The following is a 15,795-nucleotide window of genomic DNA, read 5'->3' as shown; positions in this document are numbered from 1 at the left end:
ACAACAATGAAAAAAGCACTGAAAACGCTGATCGCGGCGGGATGTTTACTGGCAGCCGGTTCCACACTAGCGGCAGAGAATAGCCTGCGTTTTGGGCTTGAAGCCCTGTATCCGCCTTTCGAGTCCAAATCCGCCAGCGGCCAGTTGGAAGGGTTTGATATCGATCTGGGTAACGCCGTGTGCGCCGCCGCACAGGTCAAATGCAGTTGGGTAGAAACTTCGTTCGACAGCCTGATCCCGGCGTTGCAGGCCCGCAAATTTGACGTGATTAACTCGGCGATGAACGTCACCGAGCAGCGCAGGCAGGCGATTGCGTTTACCGATTCGATCTACCAGGTGCCAAACCGCCTGATTGCCAAGGCCGACAGCGGCCTGCAACCCGATGCCAAATCGCTGGCGGGTAAGCACGTCGGCGTGTTGCAGGGTTCCATTCAGGAAAACTATGCCAAGGCACACTGGGCACCGGAAGGGGTTGATGTCGTATCTTATCAGGATCAAAACCAGGTCTATCTGGATCTGACCGCTGGCCGCCTGGATGCCACCTTGATCATGGCCCCTGCCGGGCAGAGCGGTTTCCTGGCGCATCCAGATGGTAAAGGCTTCGCGTTTGTTGGCGATGCGGTACAGGACGATAAAATCCTGGGCGAAGGGATCGCCTTCGGCCTGCGTAAAGACGACACCGCGACGCTGAAAAAGCTCAACGAGGCCATTGCCAAGGTGAAGCAGCAAGGCACCATTGGCGAACTCTCCAAGAAGTACTTTGGCGATATCGATGTCACGGTGAAGTAAACCGTTGTCTTCTGGCACTCTTCAACTCGGAGAGTGCCAGGAAAACGCCATTTACTTGCTGTCAAACACCGAACTGTTCAGCCCGCGATCCTGCTGATGCCGCTCCAGCGCCAGTTCAATCAACATGGTGATCAGTTGGCTATAGCTCACCCCGCTGGCTCCCCACAGTTTTGGATACATGCTGATATTGGTGAAACCGGGCAACGTATTAATTTCGTTGATAATCACGTTATTGTCCGGCGTCAGGAACACGTCGACGCGCGCCATACCCAGGCAATCCAGCGCCTTGAAGGCTTGCAATGCCACCTCGCGGATTTTATCGCTGACGTCCTGATCGATCGCCGCCGGTACCACCACCTGCGCGCCTTGCTCATTAATGTATTTAGTGTCGTAAGAGTAGAATTCATCGCTCAGGACGATTTCGCCACAGCAGCTTGCCTGCGGATTGTCGTTGCCCAATACCGCACATTCGATCTCACGGCCAACAATAGCCGACTCCACCAGCACTTTATGGTCGAAGCTAAATGCCAAGGCGATGGCCTGTTCGAACTCAGCCTGGTCATGCACCTTGCTGACACCAACGGAGGAGCCCTGGTTCGCCGGTTTAACAAACAGCGGTAACCCCAGGCTCTCACTTAATTGAGCAAAGCTGTACTTGTTGCGGTTGGAACGCGTCAGCGTGACGAACGGCGCTACTGACAGCCCGGCATCCCGCAGCAGACGTTTGGTGACGTCTTTGTCCATGCTGACGGCGGAGCCCAGCACACCCGCCCCCACGAACGGCATATTCGCCATGCGCAGCAGCCCTTGCAGTGAACCATCCTCCCCCAAGGTGCCGTGGACGATCGGGAACACCACATCAAGCTGCCCCAAAGCACCGGCGCCGTCGGCTTCAATCAGTTGCTGTTTCTCATACCCAGGGACCAGCGCCACGTTTTTATTCGAGTGGTTCAGCGCGATCAACGCCGGGTTTTCCGCATTCAGCAGGAAGTTGGAGGCATCGTTAAGGTGCCATTGCCCCTGCTTATCAATGCCCAACAGCGTGACGTCAAACTTCTCTTTGTCGATGGCATCCAGAATATTTTTTGCCGACTGCAGCGAAACCTCATGCTCCGCCGATTTGCCCCCAAAGATCACCCCAACACGTAGTTTAGTCACGCCTTAAATCCTTCTTAAAAAAGTCATGGCAACAAAGCCGACGATCACAATAAACGCATTGTGCGACCCCGGCAATGACCATTGGGCCTAAAATGCCTGCGCCACAGAATGCCAAACCCACAGCATCCAAAACGTATACACTCCGTATATTGTTCACTTACGGAGTCGGCTATGGGGATTGTAAAAATCTCGGAGACGCTACATGACGATCTCAGGCTCGCCAGCCTGGCCATGTCGCGTTCTATCAACGCACAGGCAGAACACTGGATCAGGATCGGCATGCTGGCAGAGCTGAACCCAGAGCTAACCTATCCGCAACTGGTAAAGAAAATGATGAAAGATAATGCGCTGACGCTGAAGGAGATTGTTGGGTGAAAGATATTGTGATTAAAACGCCGCAGGAGATTGCCATCATGCGCCACTCCGGCGCGCTGCTGGCCAAGGTGTTTGCCATGCTCGATGAGGTGATCCGCGAAGGCATCACCACCATGGAGATCAATGACCGTACCGAAGCCTTTATCGTCAATGAGCTGAAATCACGCCCTGCCAGCAAGGGCCAGTATGATTTCCCCTACGTGCTTAATACCTCGATCGACGAGGTGATCTGCCACGGTATCCCGTCGGCCAGCAAAATTCTGCGCTCGGGGATGATCGTCAATGTCGATATCACTTTGGAAAATAATGGTTTTATTGCCGATTCCAGCAAGATGTATTGCATCGGTCAAACCACCCCGCTCGCCAAGCGCCTGGTCAACAATGTCTACGAGTCAATGTGGCAAGGTATTCGGGCTGTGAAACCCGGTGCTACGCTGGGTGACATCGGCCACGCCATACAGCAACATGCAGAACAGGCGGGTTATAGCGTAGTACGGGAATATTGTGGGCATGGCATTGGCCGTGAAATGCACGAAGGCCCAGCGGTGCTACACTTCGGCCTGCCCGGCACCGGCACGGTGTTGCAGGAAGGGATGGTGTTTACCATCGAACCGATGATTAACCAGGGCGACCACCGCATCAAACAGAAGAAAGATGGCTGGACCGTGGTCACCCGTGATAAAAAACTTTCCGCCCAATGGGAGCACACCGTGGCTGTGACCGCTGACGGCGTGGAGATCCTGACGTTGCGTGCAGAAGAACGTGAGGCGGGATATCAGGAACGCTATTAAACATTAAACCCCGTTGCAACCCGGCGGGGACATGGAGATGGGCATGACGCAGGCATTTATCACTCAGTTGAAGAGTATCGTTGGCAACGCGCAAGTGCTGACCGGCGAGCGTAGCACCGAACGTTATCGCAAAGGTTTCCGCTCCGGCGGTGGCAAGGCATTGGCCGTAGTGTTCCCCACCCGTCTGCTGCAACTGTGGCAGATCCTGCAAGCCTGCGTTGCCGCCGATAAGATTGTCATTATGCAGGCGGCCAACACCGGCTTGACCGAAGGCTCTACCCCCAGCGGCCAGGATTATGACCGTGATATTGTCATTGTCAGCACCCTGCGGCTCGATCATATTCAGGTGTTGGATAACGGCAAGCAGGTGGTCGGCTTCCCTGGCAGCACGCTCAATAAGCTGGAGAGGTTACTGAAACCTTATGGCCGTGAACCGCACTCGGTGATCGGTTCTTCCTGTATTGGCGCTTCGGTGATCGGGGGAATATGTAACAACTCCGGTGGGGCGCTGGTCAAGCGCGGCCCAGCCTATACCGAAATGGCGCTGTACGCCAAGCTGGATGCCGATGGCCAGTTACGGTTGGTCAATCATCTGGGGATTAACCTGGGCGATACTCCGGAAGAGATCCTTACGCGGTTGGAAAAGGGCGATTACCGGCCAACGGATGTTGAACATGGCGAACTGCGCGCTTCGGATAACGAATACGCCAGCCGGGTGCGCGATGTGGATGCCGATACCCCTTCCCGCTTTAATGCCGATAAACGCCGCCTGTTCGAGGCTTCCGGCTGTGCCGGGAAGCTGGCGGTGTTTGCAGTGCGTCTGGACACCTTTGCCAAAGAAGACAAGGAACAGGTGTTCTATATCGGCACCAACGACACCGCGGTATTGACCGAGCTGCGCCGCCATATGCTGAGCCAGTTTGAAAATCTGCCGGTAGCCGGGGAATATATGCACCGCGATATTTTCGATATCGCCGAGGTGTATGGCAAAGACACCTTTATGATGATCGACAAGCTGGGCACCGATCAAATGCCGCGTTTCTTCACCCTGAAAGGCCGGGTGGATGCCACACTGAACAAACTGCCACTGATACCGCACAACCTCACCGATAACCTGATGCAGAAGCTGAGCAAGCTGGCCCCTAACCATCTGCCGCCGCGCATGAAAGAGTATCGCCAACGCTTTGAACACCATCTGCTGCTGAAAATGGCAGGCCCAGGCGTGGAGGAAGCCCAGCATTATCTGCAAAGCTATTTTGCCCAGGCCAACGGTGACTTTTTCGTCTGCACGCCTGAAGAAGGTAAGAAAGCGTTCCTGCACCGCTTTGCCGCAGCCGGTGCCGCCGTGCGCTATCACGCGGTGCATGCCGATCAGGTCGAGGACATTCTGGCGCTGGATATCGCCCTGCGTCGCAACGATACCGAGTGGTTCGAAACCCTGCCGCCAGAGATCGACAACCAACTGGTGCACAAACTGTATTACGGCCACTTTATGTGCCACGTGTTCCACCAGGATTACGTGGTGAAAAAAGGCGCGGACAGCCATGCGCTGAAAGAACAGATGTTGGCGATCCTCAATCAGCGTGGTGCGGAGTATCCGGCCGAGCACAACGTCGGCCATCTGTATCATGCCAAGCCGGATTTGCAGGCGTTCTATCAGGATGCCGATCCCACCAACAGTTTTAATCCCGGTATTGGCAAAACCAGTAAGCAAAAAAACTGGGGTAACAACATTCAGTAACATTTTATTCTATCCCCTCACCCCACCCCTCTCCCACAGGGAGAGGGGGCTGGTAGAGCCTGCCCTTTTGGGAGTAAAGGATCATCTCAGCACATTCGTATTTAGCCTCTGCATGCGGGGCACTGACAGGGAGAGGGAGCTGGTAGAGCCTGCCCTTTTGGGAGCAAAGGGTCATCTCAGCACATTCGTATTAAGCCTCTGCATGCGGGGCACTGACAGGAAGAGGGAGCTGGTGGATCCAGCCCTTTTGGGAGCAAAGGATCATCTCAGCACATTCGTATTAAGCCTCTGCATGCGGGGCACTGACAGGGAGAGGGAGCTGGTAGATCCTGCCCTTTTGGAAGCAAAGGATCATCTCAGCACACTCGTATTAAACCTCTGCATGCGGGGCGCTGGCGCGTTATCGCTCTTTATGCCCCTGTTCTTCTGCCCTGTCGTCTAGACTTAATGTTCCGAATAAGGCGTCTGTCAGGCGTCAACATGAGCGACGAAAGGAGCACTTCATGCCATACCAGACAGTAAACCCCTTTAATAATCAGCTAATTAAAGAATATACCCCGCATAACGACGATCAGGTGGAGCTGGCGCTGGCCCAGGCCGATGCGCTGTATCATTCCGACTGGGCCAAGGGTGAAATCATCCAGCGCCTACCCGTGTTGCATAAGCTGGCCGATCTGATGGAGAGCCGGGTGGAGGAACTGGCGAACATTGCCAGCGTTGAGATGGGTAAGCTGATCGAGCAAAGCCGTGGCGAAGTAAAACTGTGTGGCCAGATTGCCCGTTACTACGCCAATAATGCGCAAAAATTCCTGGCCCCGGTAAGCTATGAGTCCAGCCTGGGTGAGGCCTGGGTCGAGCATCATCCTATCGGGGTGTTGATGGCTGTCGAACCTTGGAACTTCCCTTTTTACCAACTGATGCGTGTGTTCGCCCCTAACCTGGCGGCCGGTAACCCGGTATTGGTCAAACATGCCAGCATAGTGCCACACTGCGCCGAAGCGTTCGAAAAGCTGGTGCATGAGGCCGGGGCGCCCAAAGGCGCTTATACCAACCTGTATATTTCCCAGGCGCAGGTGGCCAACATCATCGCCGACGATCGGGTGCAGGGCGTGGCACTGACCGGTTCGGAAAAAGCGGGCAGCATCGTGGCAGCTCAGACGGCCAAGAAGCTGAAAAAGGCCACGCTGGAACTGGGAGGTAACGACGTTTTTGTCGTGCTCGACGATTGCGATCTCGAGAAGGCCGTTAAAGTCGGCGCCCAGGCGCGACTGAACAATGCCGGGCAGGTCTGCACCGCCGCCAAACGTTTTATCGTGCAGGAGAAAGTGGCGAAAGCGTTCCTGCAACAGCTCACGGAGCATTTCAAGAATGTGAAAATGGGCGATCCACTGGATGAAACCACCACCTTAGGGCCGCTATCTTCCAAGTCGGCTCTGGAAGGGTTAACCGAGCAGGTCAATGAGGCGGTGAAACAAGGGGCCAAACTGCACATGGGCGGCAAGGCGTTACAGCACGAAGGTAACTTCTTTGAACCTACCATTCTCACGCATATCAGCCGCGATAACCCGGCCTATTTCACCGAGTTCTTCGGCCCGGTGGCGCAGGTCTATGTGGTGAGCGATGACGAGGAGATAGTGAAACTGGCCAACGACTCCCACTACGGGCTTGGCGGGGCCATCTTCAGCACGGATATTGAACGAGCCAAAAAGCTGGCCTCACGCATTGAAACCGGCATGGTGTATATCAACTCCTTGACCGATACCGCGCCTGAGCTGCCGTTTGGCGGAGTGAAACGTTCCGGCTTTGGCCGCGAGCTGTCAGATCTGGGGATTAAGGAGTTTGTGAACCAGAAGCTGGTGGTGGTAAGCAACAGCTAGCCTATTAAGAAAAGCCCCCCATACCGCAGGGTATGAGGGGCAACAATCACACTAACTTCAGAATAACCAGGAACCATACCCCCACAGCAGTACTGTCAGCCCAAGTAGCAGTTCAAGCAACAGGATGCCCATAGCCAACGTCGAGCTGGAGAAGATAAACCCCTCTTTGCGATCGATATTCAGGAAATGCGGAATGCCGAGATACAGCAGATAGCCCGAATAAGCCAGGCCAATAACCCCTACGAACAGACACAGCCAAACCACCGGGTACAGCGCCACTAATCCGCTGAGGAACATCGGAGTAGCAACATAGCCCGCAAAGACCATACACAGATGCAGGCTTGGCCGTGACTCATAACGCCGCGCCATCCAGTGGATCACCTTGCCCATGATCGCCACGCCAGCCAGCATCAACAGATAAAACGCGACGGCGGTGTAGAAAGCGGTGAACATATCCAGGCGGATTGCCTGCCCTTGACCAGAGAGCCAGCCTAGCTGAGTGGTACCGATAAATGCGCTGACCACCGGTATCAACGCCATTAGCAGCACGTGGTGGGTATACAGGTGCGAGACGGATTCATTCTCGCTTTTGATCTGTTTCAACTCGACGTTGGGATGGGTCAGTAGACCCCAGACATGATTGACCATGAGACACCTCCTCACTTCGCCGCCAACCGCGATCGGCGAACGGAAAACACACCACTGGCGGTTCAGACACCGCGCAAGGGTTGCGGCTATCAGGCTCTCTGCCCTGCATCAATTATAGTCTTTGGCTGAAAAAACGTACGCTGTCAGCGGCCTGTGGGTTACTCTGCACTATAATCAATATGTTGCGTTATTTGATGGAGGGAGACCATGACAACCAAGATCCGCACCCGCCAAAGCGGGATTAATAACGTCCAGGCCGGACAGAACGTGATGGTGATAGAACCCAGCAACCTGTATGGCTGCCAGTTGGGGGACGACGTGTTTGTCGGCCCGTTTGTCGAGATCCAGAAGAACGTTTGCGTGGGCGCGCGCAGCAAGATCCAGTCGCATAGCTTTATCTGTGAATACGTGACCTTGGGCGAAGATTGCTTTATTGGCCACGGCGTGATGTTTGCCAACGATCTGTTCAAAGGGGGCACCCCAAATGCCGACCCGGCAAGCTGGGGGCACACGCAGCTCGGCAACCGAGTTTCTGTGGGTTCTGGCGCCACCATACTGGCCGTGGAAATCTGCGATGACGTGGTGATTGGTGCTGGTGCAGTAGTCAGCAAAAACATCACCCGCAAAGGTATTTATGCGGGCAACCCCGCCAGGCTGCTAAGGGAGCTGGAATAATTGCATCAGGCGATCGGCATCGAAATTATCAGCGAACTCCCCTTCGGTTACCTGGAATACGGTGATTTTTCCTTTGCCGTCTCCTGTTACGCCCAGCCCTGTTTTGATAAGCCAGTCGAGCTGTGGCCGACCCAGCCAGTGGCTCCTTTCAATAAAGTCTACCCGCTGGCCCCGTTCCTCAATGACGATGGGGAAACCTTCCTCGCTCGTTACCAGGGGGAAGCGGTGGGGCATATCACACTCAGCAAAAACTGGAACGACTATACGCTGATCGAGGAGATTGCCGTTAGCCGCCAAGCTCGCCGCCAAGGCGTAGCCACGGCGCTATTGCATGCCGCACGTCATTGGGCACGGGAGCAGGACACCGCCGGGCTGATGCTGGAAACGCAAAACAATAATCTGACCGCCTGCCGCTGCTATCAACGCTATGGTTTTGTGCTGGGTGGCATCGATCATTTACTCTATCGTGGGCAACCGGACATTGCCGATCATGAGATCGCGCTGTTCTGGTATCTGCCGTTCAATAATGAAGTGGGCTATTGATTTACCCCTTTTTGGGTGACGTTAGGTTTATCTTGCGCACGCCATACTGGCCAAAGCAATGATCGCTTGGGAGAGAGGGATGCGTGGCTTGGCCCTGATAATATTGAGTACGACGCTGATGGGTTGCAGCGGTAAACAACCGGTCAAAATCCCGGTAGAATCACTACCGCAACAGGTGAAACCTCTGACAATGGCGATAGTAATGGACGATTACACAGTAAACAAACTGCAAGCAGCGCTGGCTCTGCATGCGGCGGTACCGGAAATCGATAAAGGGCGGGCTATTGAACTGCTCTCGCAGACTTTCCTGGAAACCCCTTACGTAGCCAACCGGCTGATCGGTTCCGCCACCACTGCGGAACAATTGGTGATCGATTTCCGTGGGGTAGATTGCTTTACCTATCTGGATTACGTGCAGGCGCTCAGAACCGCCACCAGCGAAAACGAATTCGTCGAAAATGTGATTCAGACGCGCTATATCAATGGGGACGTCAGTTTCCCGCAGCGCAAGCATTTCTTCACCGATTGGGCGCACACCCGCAAGATACTTGCCGACGACGTCACCGCACAGCTCAGCCCGCATGCCGTCACCGTGGTCAAACAGCTCAACCGCAAAGCGGATGGCGAGCTCTATCTGCCTGGCATCGCGGTCACCGAACGCAGCGTCACCTATATCCCCAGCGAGTTTATTGATGAGCAGGTGATAAAGCAATTACAGCCCGGCGACTATATCGGCATCTATACCAGGCTACCTGGGCTGGACGTTACCCATACCGGCTTCTTTATCATGACCCAAAATGGGCCGGTGCTGCGCCATGCATCCTCACGCCCGGAAAACTACAAAGTGATGGACTCGGCGTTTGCCAGCTATGTGCTGAATACGCCGGGCATCGTGGTGTTACGGCCACGCTGATCGCCACGTTATGAGCTATAAGAAATTGTGCTTAACCAGGATTTGACTTGGCTACGGCCATAGGTTTAGCTGTTGGCACAACACTGACCGATCTTATTGTTTTTACAGGGAGTCACTCATGGCAATTGTTTGGCGCTGCACCGCTTTGGCCGCAGCATTAGCAGCAACGTTGTTATTACAAGGGTGCGATCAGAAGGCCGATCAAAACCATATCAAGGTTGGCGTCATTAACGGTGCTGAGCAGGACGTGGCAGAGGTCGCCAAACGGGTGGCCAAAGAGAAATATGGCCTGGACGTGGAGCTGATTGGCTTTAGCGGTTCGTTGCTGCCCAATGATGCCACCGACAAAGGGGAACTGGATGCCAACGTATTCCAGCACCGCCCCTTCCTGGAACAGCAAAATAAAGATCACGGCTACAAACTGGTGGTGGTAGGCAATACCTTTGTGTTCCCAATGGCTGGCTATTCGAAAAAGATCAAATCACTGTCAGAGTTGCAGGACGGTGCAGTAATTGCCATCCCGAACGATCCCACCAACCTGGGCCGTGCGCTGTTGCTGCTGCAAAAGGTTGGGCTGATCGAGCTTAAGCAAGGCAAAGGCCTGCTGCCAACCTCGCTGGATATCAGTGCCAACCCGCACAACTACCAGATTATGGAGCTGGAAGGTGCACAGCTGCCCCAGGTATTGGACGATCCGAAAGTCGCGGTAGCGGTGATCAGCACCACCTACATCAACCAGATTGGCCTGACGCCGACCAAAGACGGGATTTTTATCGAGGATAAAGATTCGCCGTACACCAATATCGTGGTGGCGCGCGAAGATAATAAAGATGCACAGAACGTACAAAACTTCGTGAAAGCCTACGAGTCCGATGAAGTCGCCAAAGCGGCAGAGAAGATCTTCAACGGCGGTGCCGTCAAAGGCTGGTAACTCCCCCGCGATCTGTTGCAGGTGCTGGTTGTTGGTGCCTGCAACGCGTCACAAAAACTCCCCACCTCCCTGCTTGACCCTCACGTAACGTCAGGCTGGCTCGCCAGCTAGGATGAGGGGTTAACACCTAACGCAATGGCATACCTTTCTTCACCTAACACATTTGTCAGCATGAAAATGCCATCATTTTTTCTTATCCCCACCAGACAAAAAGCCAATTTATCTTGTCGCCAGGCGCGGAGCATAATGCCTTGGTACTCTGATTTATCATCATAAAAGGGAGCTCTATGTCACTTGCACCCCCACCGCGGGCAACGCTAAGCGTCTTCGATGCCGGTACTGAGGATATGGCCGCCATTCAACAGATATATGCCCATCACGTGCTTTACGGGCCCGCCTCGTTTGAAGAAACGCCTCCGATGCTGGATGAGATGCAACAGCGCCGCCAAAACGTCTTGGCTGCGGGGTTGCCATGGCTGGTGGCGAAGATGGAAGACCGCGTCGTGGGCTATTGCTATGCCACGCCGTATCGGCCGCGACCCGCTTATCGTTATACCATCGAGAATTCGGTCTATGTCGCCGAAGGCCTGCAAGGGCAAGGTATTGGCAAGGCGTTACTCGGCGCATTGATTGCCCGCTGTGAACAAGGCCCGTGGCGGCAGATGCTGGCAACGATTGGCGATGCTGCTGGCAATGCTGGCTCCCTTGCCCTGCACCGCAAGCTGGGCTTCACCAGCATCGGCACTCTAAGCGGCGTCGGGTTTAAATTTGGCGGTTGGCTGGATACTCATATTATGCAGCGGCCACTGAATGGCGGCAGCCATACGCTGCCTTAGGCCTTTCCGGGCAAGCTGCTGATTTTCATCTATAGTTAATCTTGTCGTGGCTTAGCGATCTCAGCGTGCATTCACGCATTCACTAAACATAAACAGTCGGGAGAGACGGATGAAAATTTTTCTGTGGATTATTGCGATTATCTTTATTGTTGGCCTACTGACCATTACCGGTGTGTTCAAACTGATCTTCTAGTTCTCCCGCATCAATGCGCCCTGCATCGCTCTGCAGTGATGTAAGCATATCAATGAGCTCAGATTCTTTTCGAGCCGCTTCCCAACTCTCTTATATTATTGTCAAAATCCGCTAAAAATCGTGTTGAATGCCTTCATTGCTACGTTAAAGAGAGCACAGGATGGCCTCAATTCATCACCTAACTCTTCCGTATCCTTTGGAAATCAACCGAGACTACGGAAAGCCCTACGTCACTGGTACCTTTGAAGTTGGAGGCAAGCTATTCCTTGTTGTGTTCAACAAAATAGCCACAGCGACAGAGGCTCGAGCCAAAGGCTACGCTATCAACATGCCTGACATACCTTTTCCGCCCAATGGCATGGTAGAAATCTTTTTCGACGCTCTAAGCGTACCTGAAGAATACGGCCAATTTAGACACGTGCCGTTGCCGGGTGAAAACGGATCCAGGGTCTTGTTCAACGTTGCCAAGCTGGTGAGACTTCATTATAGTGTTTGCAAACCTGGTGGATATTTGTTCTATGCGGCGCCTGATGTTCACAGTGAACGCAAAGTTGATCTGGTCATCATCTATAATAGCCTGCTAGGGTTACGGAACCCGCAAAGAACCCAAAGTGATACCAGACTCTGTCGATTGCCAGCTGGTTGGCACGCTTATAACGGATTGTGTGCAGATGGGAGGGGTTATGTCATTACTTGCTGAAAAACCTGTTGGTAACAAAATATTGGCCCGTCAGCGCCTAATGATGCAGATGGCTGCTACCCAGGTTGTGAACCAGAAATTACTGACCGGGGAGTTTGAGTTGCGTGATGGGAAAATCGCCAAAGGGAAAAACTTCCCTGAGCCCCACCATCCGCAACTTCACCACGAAGGTTAAGCCCACAGGCAAAACGCCGTGTTGCCGACAGCGCCAACGTTAAAAAAGCCCAATCTTTATGAGTTCGCGCTGTCAACACCCGAAAAAACACATTTCGGGTGTTTTTCACTAATCCGCAGTATCACGCCTTAAAACGAGCCCGCACCGAACCAATCCCAGAGACCACCAGCATCACAACGCCACCGGCGATCAAGCCGAACACTGCATTCAGCAGCGTTGGGGTCAGGCCCCCAAGAATGGCACCAACGCCAGGCACTACCGTAGAATAACTCGCCCAGTCGGTGAACAGGTGATGCACCGGCGGTAAGCCGTGGGTCAAAATCCCGCCACCCACCATAAACATGGCCAGGGTACCCACCACCGACAGGGTTTTCATCAGATAAGGTGCCGCACTGACGATACCGCGCCCTAACGATTGTGCTAACGCGCTACTCTTACGGGCCAGGTAGAACCCCAGATCGTCCAGCTTGACGATGCCTGCCACGATGCCGTACACCCCAACCGTCATCACAATGGCGATGCCACACAGCACAATCACCTGCTGACTAAAGGTGGCTCCGGCTACGGTCCCCAGCGTGATGGCAATAATCTCGGCGGAGAGTACAAAGTCGGTACGAATGGCGCCTTTGATTTTGCGCTGTTCATAGACCGCAACGTCCTCACTGGTATCCAGTTCCGCTTTCTCTTCTGCCTCTGCGCCCTTGCGGTGCGTCAGGCTGTGGTAAACCTTTTCAAACCCTTCATAGCAAAGGTAAGCCCCACCGACCATCAGCAGCGGTGTAATCGCCCAAGGGGCAAAAGCGCTGATCAGCAATGCCAGCGGTACCAGGATCGTCTTGTTGATAAACGAGCCCTTGGCCACCTTCCACACCACAGGGATTTCACGATCGGCCTTAACACCGCTGACCTGTTGGGCATTGAGCGCCAGATCGTCTCCCAGTACCCCGGCGGTCTTTTTGGCCGCCATTTTCGTCATCAATGAAACATCATCCAGTAACGAAGCGATGTCGTCGATCAGGGTTAATAAGCTACTGCCTGCCAAAATGCACTTTCCTTATCAAAGGGTGGGATAGCCATACCGGTTTAGCATAGCGGGTTGAAAACATGAAGAGGGAAAATCTTAATGATTTTACTGTAGGTGCGGGCTTAAGTCGTGAATTTTGCACAATGGGAAAGTGATAGCCTGCCGTAACAGACGGCAGACTAATAAGTCACGTTTTATTCCGTGTCGTTCTTCGCCAGGGCGGCATCTTTCTGGCGGCGATAATCCCGCGCCGCCGCGGGGATCGGCGTTACTTTGCCGGTTTCAATCCAGGTACGCAGGCGGCTAGCATCCGCAAAATGGGTATATTTGCCAAAGGCGTCCAACACCACCAGCGAAACGGAGCGATTGCCGATCACGGTACGCATCGCCAGGCAGTGTCCGGCCTGATTGGTAAAACCGGTTTTGGTCAGTTGGATATTCCATTTCTGGTTGTAGACCAGATGGTTGGTATTGCGAAACGGCAACGTATAGTTGGGATCCTTGAAGGTCGCCATCCGTTCGGTAGTGGTGCTCAACTGGCCGATCAGCGGGTACTGCTTGGTCGCCAACATCAGTTTGGTCAGGTCACGCGCGGTAGATACGTTATGAATCGATAGCCCGGTCGGTTCAACGTAACGGGTATTAGTCATGCCTAGCGCTTTGGCCTTGGCATTCATCGCCTTGATAAAGGCGTTATAGCCCCCTGGATAATGATGCGCCAAACTGGCCGCGGCCCGGTTTTCCGACGACATCAACGCCAACAGCAGCATATCCTTGCGGCTGATTTCGCTGTTCAACCGCACCCGGGAGTAAACCCCTTTCATTTCTGGCGTCTGGCTGATATCGACCGACAGCATTTCGTCCAGCGGCAGGCGGGCATCCAGCGTCACCATCGCCGTCATCAGCTTGGTGATCGAGGCAATAGGCACCACTTCATCGGGGTTACGTGAATAAATCACCCGATGCGTTTGCATATCCAGCACCATGGCACTGCCAGAAGCCAACTCAGGCTGGGAGGCCTGCACTGCGGCGGTTTTATTGCTGGCTAATGCACTCGGCACCAGTCCAGTACCGGCTTGCAACGCGAGCAGGGTTAGAACCAAAACACGGATTTTCACATGTATTACTCTGTAACGGAGGAGAGAACCGACTGCGTTGAATTATAAGTGAGGGGTATAGAATTGCACTGTGATTGTGAGTAGCTATTTGTGACAAAATCTATCGGCGCAAAATTTATGCAACCCGCGAGCGTACTGGGTTGTACGCCCGCGAGGTAAAAGTTACAGCGCTGGCTGCCAGGCAGATTGTGGCAACAGGTACAATCCGGCAGCATGCTGCTCACCGGCACCGACAATATGTCCGATCCCGGCGGCCATCACGGCCAGGGTCACATCGAAGGCATTCAGGCTGTCGCCGTAGCCTGCCGTCAGGTTGAACATCGACCCGTTGGCCAGCAGATACAGCGTTTTGTCTGCCAGTTGGTAAGCGTTCACAAATGGCATTGGCTCGCTGTGTGGCAGGCCTTGCAGGAAACCGACGTCGATCTCTTCCGCCACATGCCCAACGTTGAGGATAAACACCCCATCCTTGGCCCGCTCCAGATGCCGTGCAGACAGCACGTTTTTGGCTCCGGTGGCCGTGGCAATCACGTCGGCCTGCTCTACGGCAGTGGCTAAATCGACTACCGCCCAACCATCGTAGCGCGCTTGCAAAGCACGGGCCGGATCGATTTCCGCCACGATAACTTGCCCGCCATAAGCCTTGGCAGAAGCGGCTACGCCCTGGCCTACCAGCCCATAACCGATCACCACCACACATTTTTCATGCAGCGTCAGATGAGTGGTCTGGAAGAAGGTATGCCAGGCAGTCAGCCCAACCATGTGGCGATTATGCAGCCCTTCTTTGACCGGCAGGTCATCCCAGTTAAAGATCGGGTAACGCGGTGCAATGCCCCCCAAGCGGCTGATGCCTGAACCGGTCGCTTCCAGCCCAGCTTTGATCTGCGGGCCATTGGCAGATTGATGCAGGCGAGTGGTCAGATCGGCTCCCATTTCACACAGGTGAGTCGGCCCCCAGGCCAGCGCGCGGTCGAAAGATTCAGACCAGTCGGCATCGCTCATATCACGCCAGGCGTGCGCTTGGGCACCGTGACGTTCCAGCCAGGCCACTACGTCATCCTGTACCGTCGTCGGGTTACAGGTGGTGAGATAAATGGCAGTTCCCTTATCCAACAGCCCGGCTACCAGCGGGGCCATTTTCAGATCCAGGTGCATGTTACACGCCAGGCGCACGCCGTGCAGATCCGGTAAAGCCGCTACTGCCGCGCGGGTACGTGGCATATGGCGCATGGCCCACTTCAACTCACTGTCAAAATCCTGATACATCGGTTACTCCTCTACTACGCCACGCCGCCAGGGCATGGCAGA

19 protein-coding genes are annotated in these 15,795 nt (G+C 54.3%); 14 read left to right on the top strand and 5 right to left on the bottom strand.

The annotated features are described in order from the left end of the window. Positions 1 to 6: 6 nt before the first annotated feature. Positions 7 to 789, top strand: a complete 783-nt coding sequence (locus AC6HVW_RS08070) for an ABC transporter substrate-binding protein (protein ID WP_071683213.1) — start codon at positions 7 to 9, stop codon at positions 787 to 789. Between the two features lie 51 nt (positions 790 to 840). Here AC6HVW_RS08070 and ddlA read toward each other — a convergent pair whose 3' ends face one another. After that, entirely contained in the window at positions 841 to 1,947 is a 1,107-nt protein-coding gene (gene ddlA, locus AC6HVW_RS08065; RefSeq protein ID WP_071683212.1) for a D-alanine--D-alanine ligase, read from the bottom strand. 171 nt (positions 1,948 to 2,118) lie between these two features. Here ddlA and AC6HVW_RS08060 point away from each other — a divergent pair, with 171 nt between their 5' ends. The 5 genes from AC6HVW_RS08060 (at position 2,119) to AC6HVW_RS08040 (ending at position 6,731) form a co-directional block, all read left to right on the top strand. Beyond that, on the top strand, positions 2,119 to 2,322 hold the full coding sequence (locus tag AC6HVW_RS08060; RefSeq protein WP_021180435.1) for a ParD-like family protein: 204 nt from the start codon (positions 2,119 to 2,121) through the stop codon (positions 2,320 to 2,322). Beyond that, positions 2,319 to 3,113 carry a type I methionyl aminopeptidase gene (map, locus tag AC6HVW_RS08055; protein WP_021180434.1) on the top strand — a complete coding sequence of 265 codons (795 nt, stop codon included), beginning with the start codon at positions 2,319 to 2,321 and terminating at the stop codon, positions 3,111 to 3,113. The genes AC6HVW_RS08060 and map overlap by 4 nt, the downstream gene beginning before the upstream one ends. Positions 3,114 to 3,156: 43 nt before the next feature. Next, positions 3,157 to 4,854 (top strand): D-lactate dehydrogenase, encoded by a 1,698-nt coding sequence (gene dld / locus AC6HVW_RS08050; RefSeq protein ID WP_497569326.1) that lies wholly within the window; start codon positions 3,157 to 3,159, stop codon positions 4,852 to 4,854. Further along, a complete protein-coding gene (locus AC6HVW_RS08045; protein WP_497569377.1) occupies positions 4,775 to 5,296 on the top strand; it encodes a hypothetical protein in 522 nt (173 codons plus the stop codon). Before dld ends, AC6HVW_RS08045 begins: the two co-directional genes overlap by 80 nt. 61 nt (positions 5,297 to 5,357) lie before the next feature. Further along, positions 5,358 to 6,731 (top strand): NAD-dependent succinate-semialdehyde dehydrogenase, encoded by a 1,374-nt coding sequence (locus AC6HVW_RS08040; protein WP_071683209.1) that lies wholly within the window; start codon positions 5,358 to 5,360, stop codon positions 6,729 to 6,731. Between the two features lie 57 nt (positions 6,732 to 6,788). Here the strand turns inward: AC6HVW_RS08040 and AC6HVW_RS08035 are convergent, their stop codons facing one another. Next, positions 6,789 to 7,379, bottom strand: a complete 591-nt coding sequence (locus AC6HVW_RS08035; RefSeq protein ID WP_071683208.1) for a Yip1 family protein — start codon at positions 7,377 to 7,379, stop codon at positions 6,789 to 6,791. Positions 7,380 to 7,586: 207 nt separating this feature from the next. Here AC6HVW_RS08035 and AC6HVW_RS08030 point away from each other — a divergent pair, with 207 nt between their 5' ends. From AC6HVW_RS08030 to AC6HVW_RS07995, 8 genes are all read left to right on the top strand, one after another. Further along, complete coding sequence (locus tag AC6HVW_RS08030; protein ID WP_037375107.1) at positions 7,587 to 8,054, top strand: acyltransferase; 468 nt, start codon at positions 7,587 to 7,589, stop codon at positions 8,052 to 8,054. Then, positions 8,055 to 8,597: a GNAT family N-acetyltransferase gene (locus tag AC6HVW_RS08025; protein ID WP_418354685.1), complete on the top strand. Its 543-nt coding sequence runs from the start codon at positions 8,055 to 8,057 to the stop codon at positions 8,595 to 8,597. It begins immediately after the preceding gene. Positions 8,598 to 8,676: 79 nt separating this feature from the next. Continuing rightward, positions 8,677 to 9,510, top strand: coding sequence for a DUF1460 domain-containing protein (locus AC6HVW_RS08020; protein WP_071683207.1), 834 nt, complete (start codon positions 8,677 to 8,679; stop codon positions 9,508 to 9,510). Between the two features lie 118 nt (positions 9,511 to 9,628). Beyond that, positions 9,629 to 10,441 (top strand): MetQ/NlpA family lipoprotein, encoded by an 813-nt coding sequence (locus tag AC6HVW_RS08015; RefSeq protein WP_021180425.1) that lies wholly within the window; start codon positions 9,629 to 9,631, stop codon positions 10,439 to 10,441. Positions 10,442 to 10,728: 287 nt separating this feature from the next. Beyond that, positions 10,729 to 11,277 carry a GNAT family N-acetyltransferase gene (locus AC6HVW_RS08010; protein WP_071683206.1) on the top strand — a complete coding sequence of 183 codons (549 nt, stop codon included), beginning with the start codon at positions 10,729 to 10,731 and terminating at the stop codon, positions 11,275 to 11,277. A gap of 109 nt (positions 11,278 to 11,386) precedes the next feature. Beyond that, entirely contained in the window at positions 11,387 to 11,470 is an 84-nt protein-coding gene (locus tag AC6HVW_RS08005; RefSeq protein ID WP_023654377.1) for a small membrane protein YohP, read from the top strand. Positions 11,471 to 11,630: 160 nt separating this feature from the next. After that, positions 11,631 to 12,170, top strand: coding sequence for a hypothetical protein (locus AC6HVW_RS08000; RefSeq protein WP_037375109.1), 540 nt, complete (start codon positions 11,631 to 11,633; stop codon positions 12,168 to 12,170). Continuing rightward, positions 12,154 to 12,345: a hypothetical protein gene (locus AC6HVW_RS07995; RefSeq protein ID WP_021805206.1), complete on the top strand. Its 192-nt coding sequence runs from the start codon at positions 12,154 to 12,156 to the stop codon at positions 12,343 to 12,345. Before AC6HVW_RS08000 ends, AC6HVW_RS07995 begins: the two co-directional genes overlap by 17 nt. A 121-nt stretch (positions 12,346 to 12,466) precedes the next feature. Here AC6HVW_RS07995 and AC6HVW_RS07990 read toward each other — a convergent pair whose 3' ends face one another. The 3 genes from AC6HVW_RS07990 to AC6HVW_RS07980 all read right to left on the bottom strand — a co-directional run bounded on the left by AC6HVW_RS07990 (position 12,467) and on the right by AC6HVW_RS07980 (position 15,753). After that, positions 12,467 to 13,387 carry a DUF808 domain-containing protein gene (locus AC6HVW_RS07990; RefSeq protein ID WP_071683205.1) on the bottom strand — a complete coding sequence of 307 codons (921 nt, stop codon included), beginning with the start codon at positions 13,385 to 13,387 and terminating at the stop codon, positions 12,467 to 12,469. Positions 13,388 to 13,563: 176 nt separating this feature from the next. Beyond that, positions 13,564 to 14,493 carry a D-alanyl-D-alanine endopeptidase gene (gene pbpG / locus AC6HVW_RS07985; protein WP_024485772.1) on the bottom strand — a complete coding sequence of 310 codons (930 nt, stop codon included), beginning with the start codon at positions 14,491 to 14,493 and terminating at the stop codon, positions 13,564 to 13,566. Positions 14,494 to 14,649: 156 nt separating this feature from the next. Beyond that, positions 14,650 to 15,753 carry an adenosylhomocysteinase gene (locus AC6HVW_RS07980; RefSeq protein WP_071683204.1) on the bottom strand — a complete coding sequence of 368 codons (1,104 nt, stop codon included), beginning with the start codon at positions 15,751 to 15,753 and terminating at the stop codon, positions 14,650 to 14,652. Between the last annotated feature and the right edge of the window lie 42 nt (positions 15,754 to 15,795).

It is taken from the genome of Serratia sp. NCCP-200, from assembly GCF_059697885.1.
This window is presented reverse-complemented; position numbering and strand designations above follow the sequence as displayed.

Bases quoted from the DNA above. Each gene is read 5' to 3' on its own strand.
- AC6HVW_RS08070 (WP_071683213.1), top strand. From the start codon at position 7: ATGAAAAAAGCACTGAAAACGCTGATCGCGGCGGGATGTTTACTGGCA.
- AC6HVW_RS08060 (WP_021180435.1), top strand. From the start codon at position 2,119: ATGGGGATTGTAAAAATCTCGGAGACGCTACATGACGATCTCAGGCTC.
- dld (WP_497569326.1), top strand. From the start codon at position 3,157: ATGACGCAGGCATTTATCACTCAGTTGAAGAGTATCGTTGGCAACGCG.
- AC6HVW_RS08045 (WP_497569377.1), top strand. From the start codon at position 4,775: ATGCCGATCCCACCAACAGTTTTAATCCCGGTATTGGCAAAACCAGTA.
- AC6HVW_RS08040 (WP_071683209.1), top strand. From the start codon at position 5,358: ATGCCATACCAGACAGTAAACCCCTTTAATAATCAGCTAATTAAAGAA.
- AC6HVW_RS08035 (WP_071683208.1), bottom strand. From the start codon at position 7,379: ATGGTCAATCATGTCTGGGGTCTACTGACCCATCCCAACGTCGAGTTG.
- AC6HVW_RS08030 (WP_037375107.1), top strand. From the start codon at position 7,587: ATGACAACCAAGATCCGCACCCGCCAAAGCGGGATTAATAACGTCCAG.
- AC6HVW_RS08020 (WP_071683207.1), top strand. From the start codon at position 8,677: ATGCGTGGCTTGGCCCTGATAATATTGAGTACGACGCTGATGGGTTGC.
- AC6HVW_RS08015 (WP_021180425.1), top strand. From the start codon at position 9,629: ATGGCAATTGTTTGGCGCTGCACCGCTTTGGCCGCAGCATTAGCAGCA.
- AC6HVW_RS08010 (WP_071683206.1), top strand. From the start codon at position 10,729: ATGTCACTTGCACCCCCACCGCGGGCAACGCTAAGCGTCTTCGATGCC.
- AC6HVW_RS08005 (WP_023654377.1), top strand. From the start codon at position 11,387: ATGAAAATTTTTCTGTGGATTATTGCGATTATCTTTATTGTTGGCCTA.
- AC6HVW_RS08000 (WP_037375109.1), top strand. From the start codon at position 11,631: ATGGCCTCAATTCATCACCTAACTCTTCCGTATCCTTTGGAAATCAAC.
- AC6HVW_RS07995 (WP_021805206.1), top strand. From the start codon at position 12,154: ATGTCATTACTTGCTGAAAAACCTGTTGGTAACAAAATATTGGCCCGT.
- AC6HVW_RS07980 (WP_071683204.1), bottom strand. From the start codon at position 15,753: ATGTATCAGGATTTTGACAGTGAGTTGAAGTGGGCCATGCGCCATATG.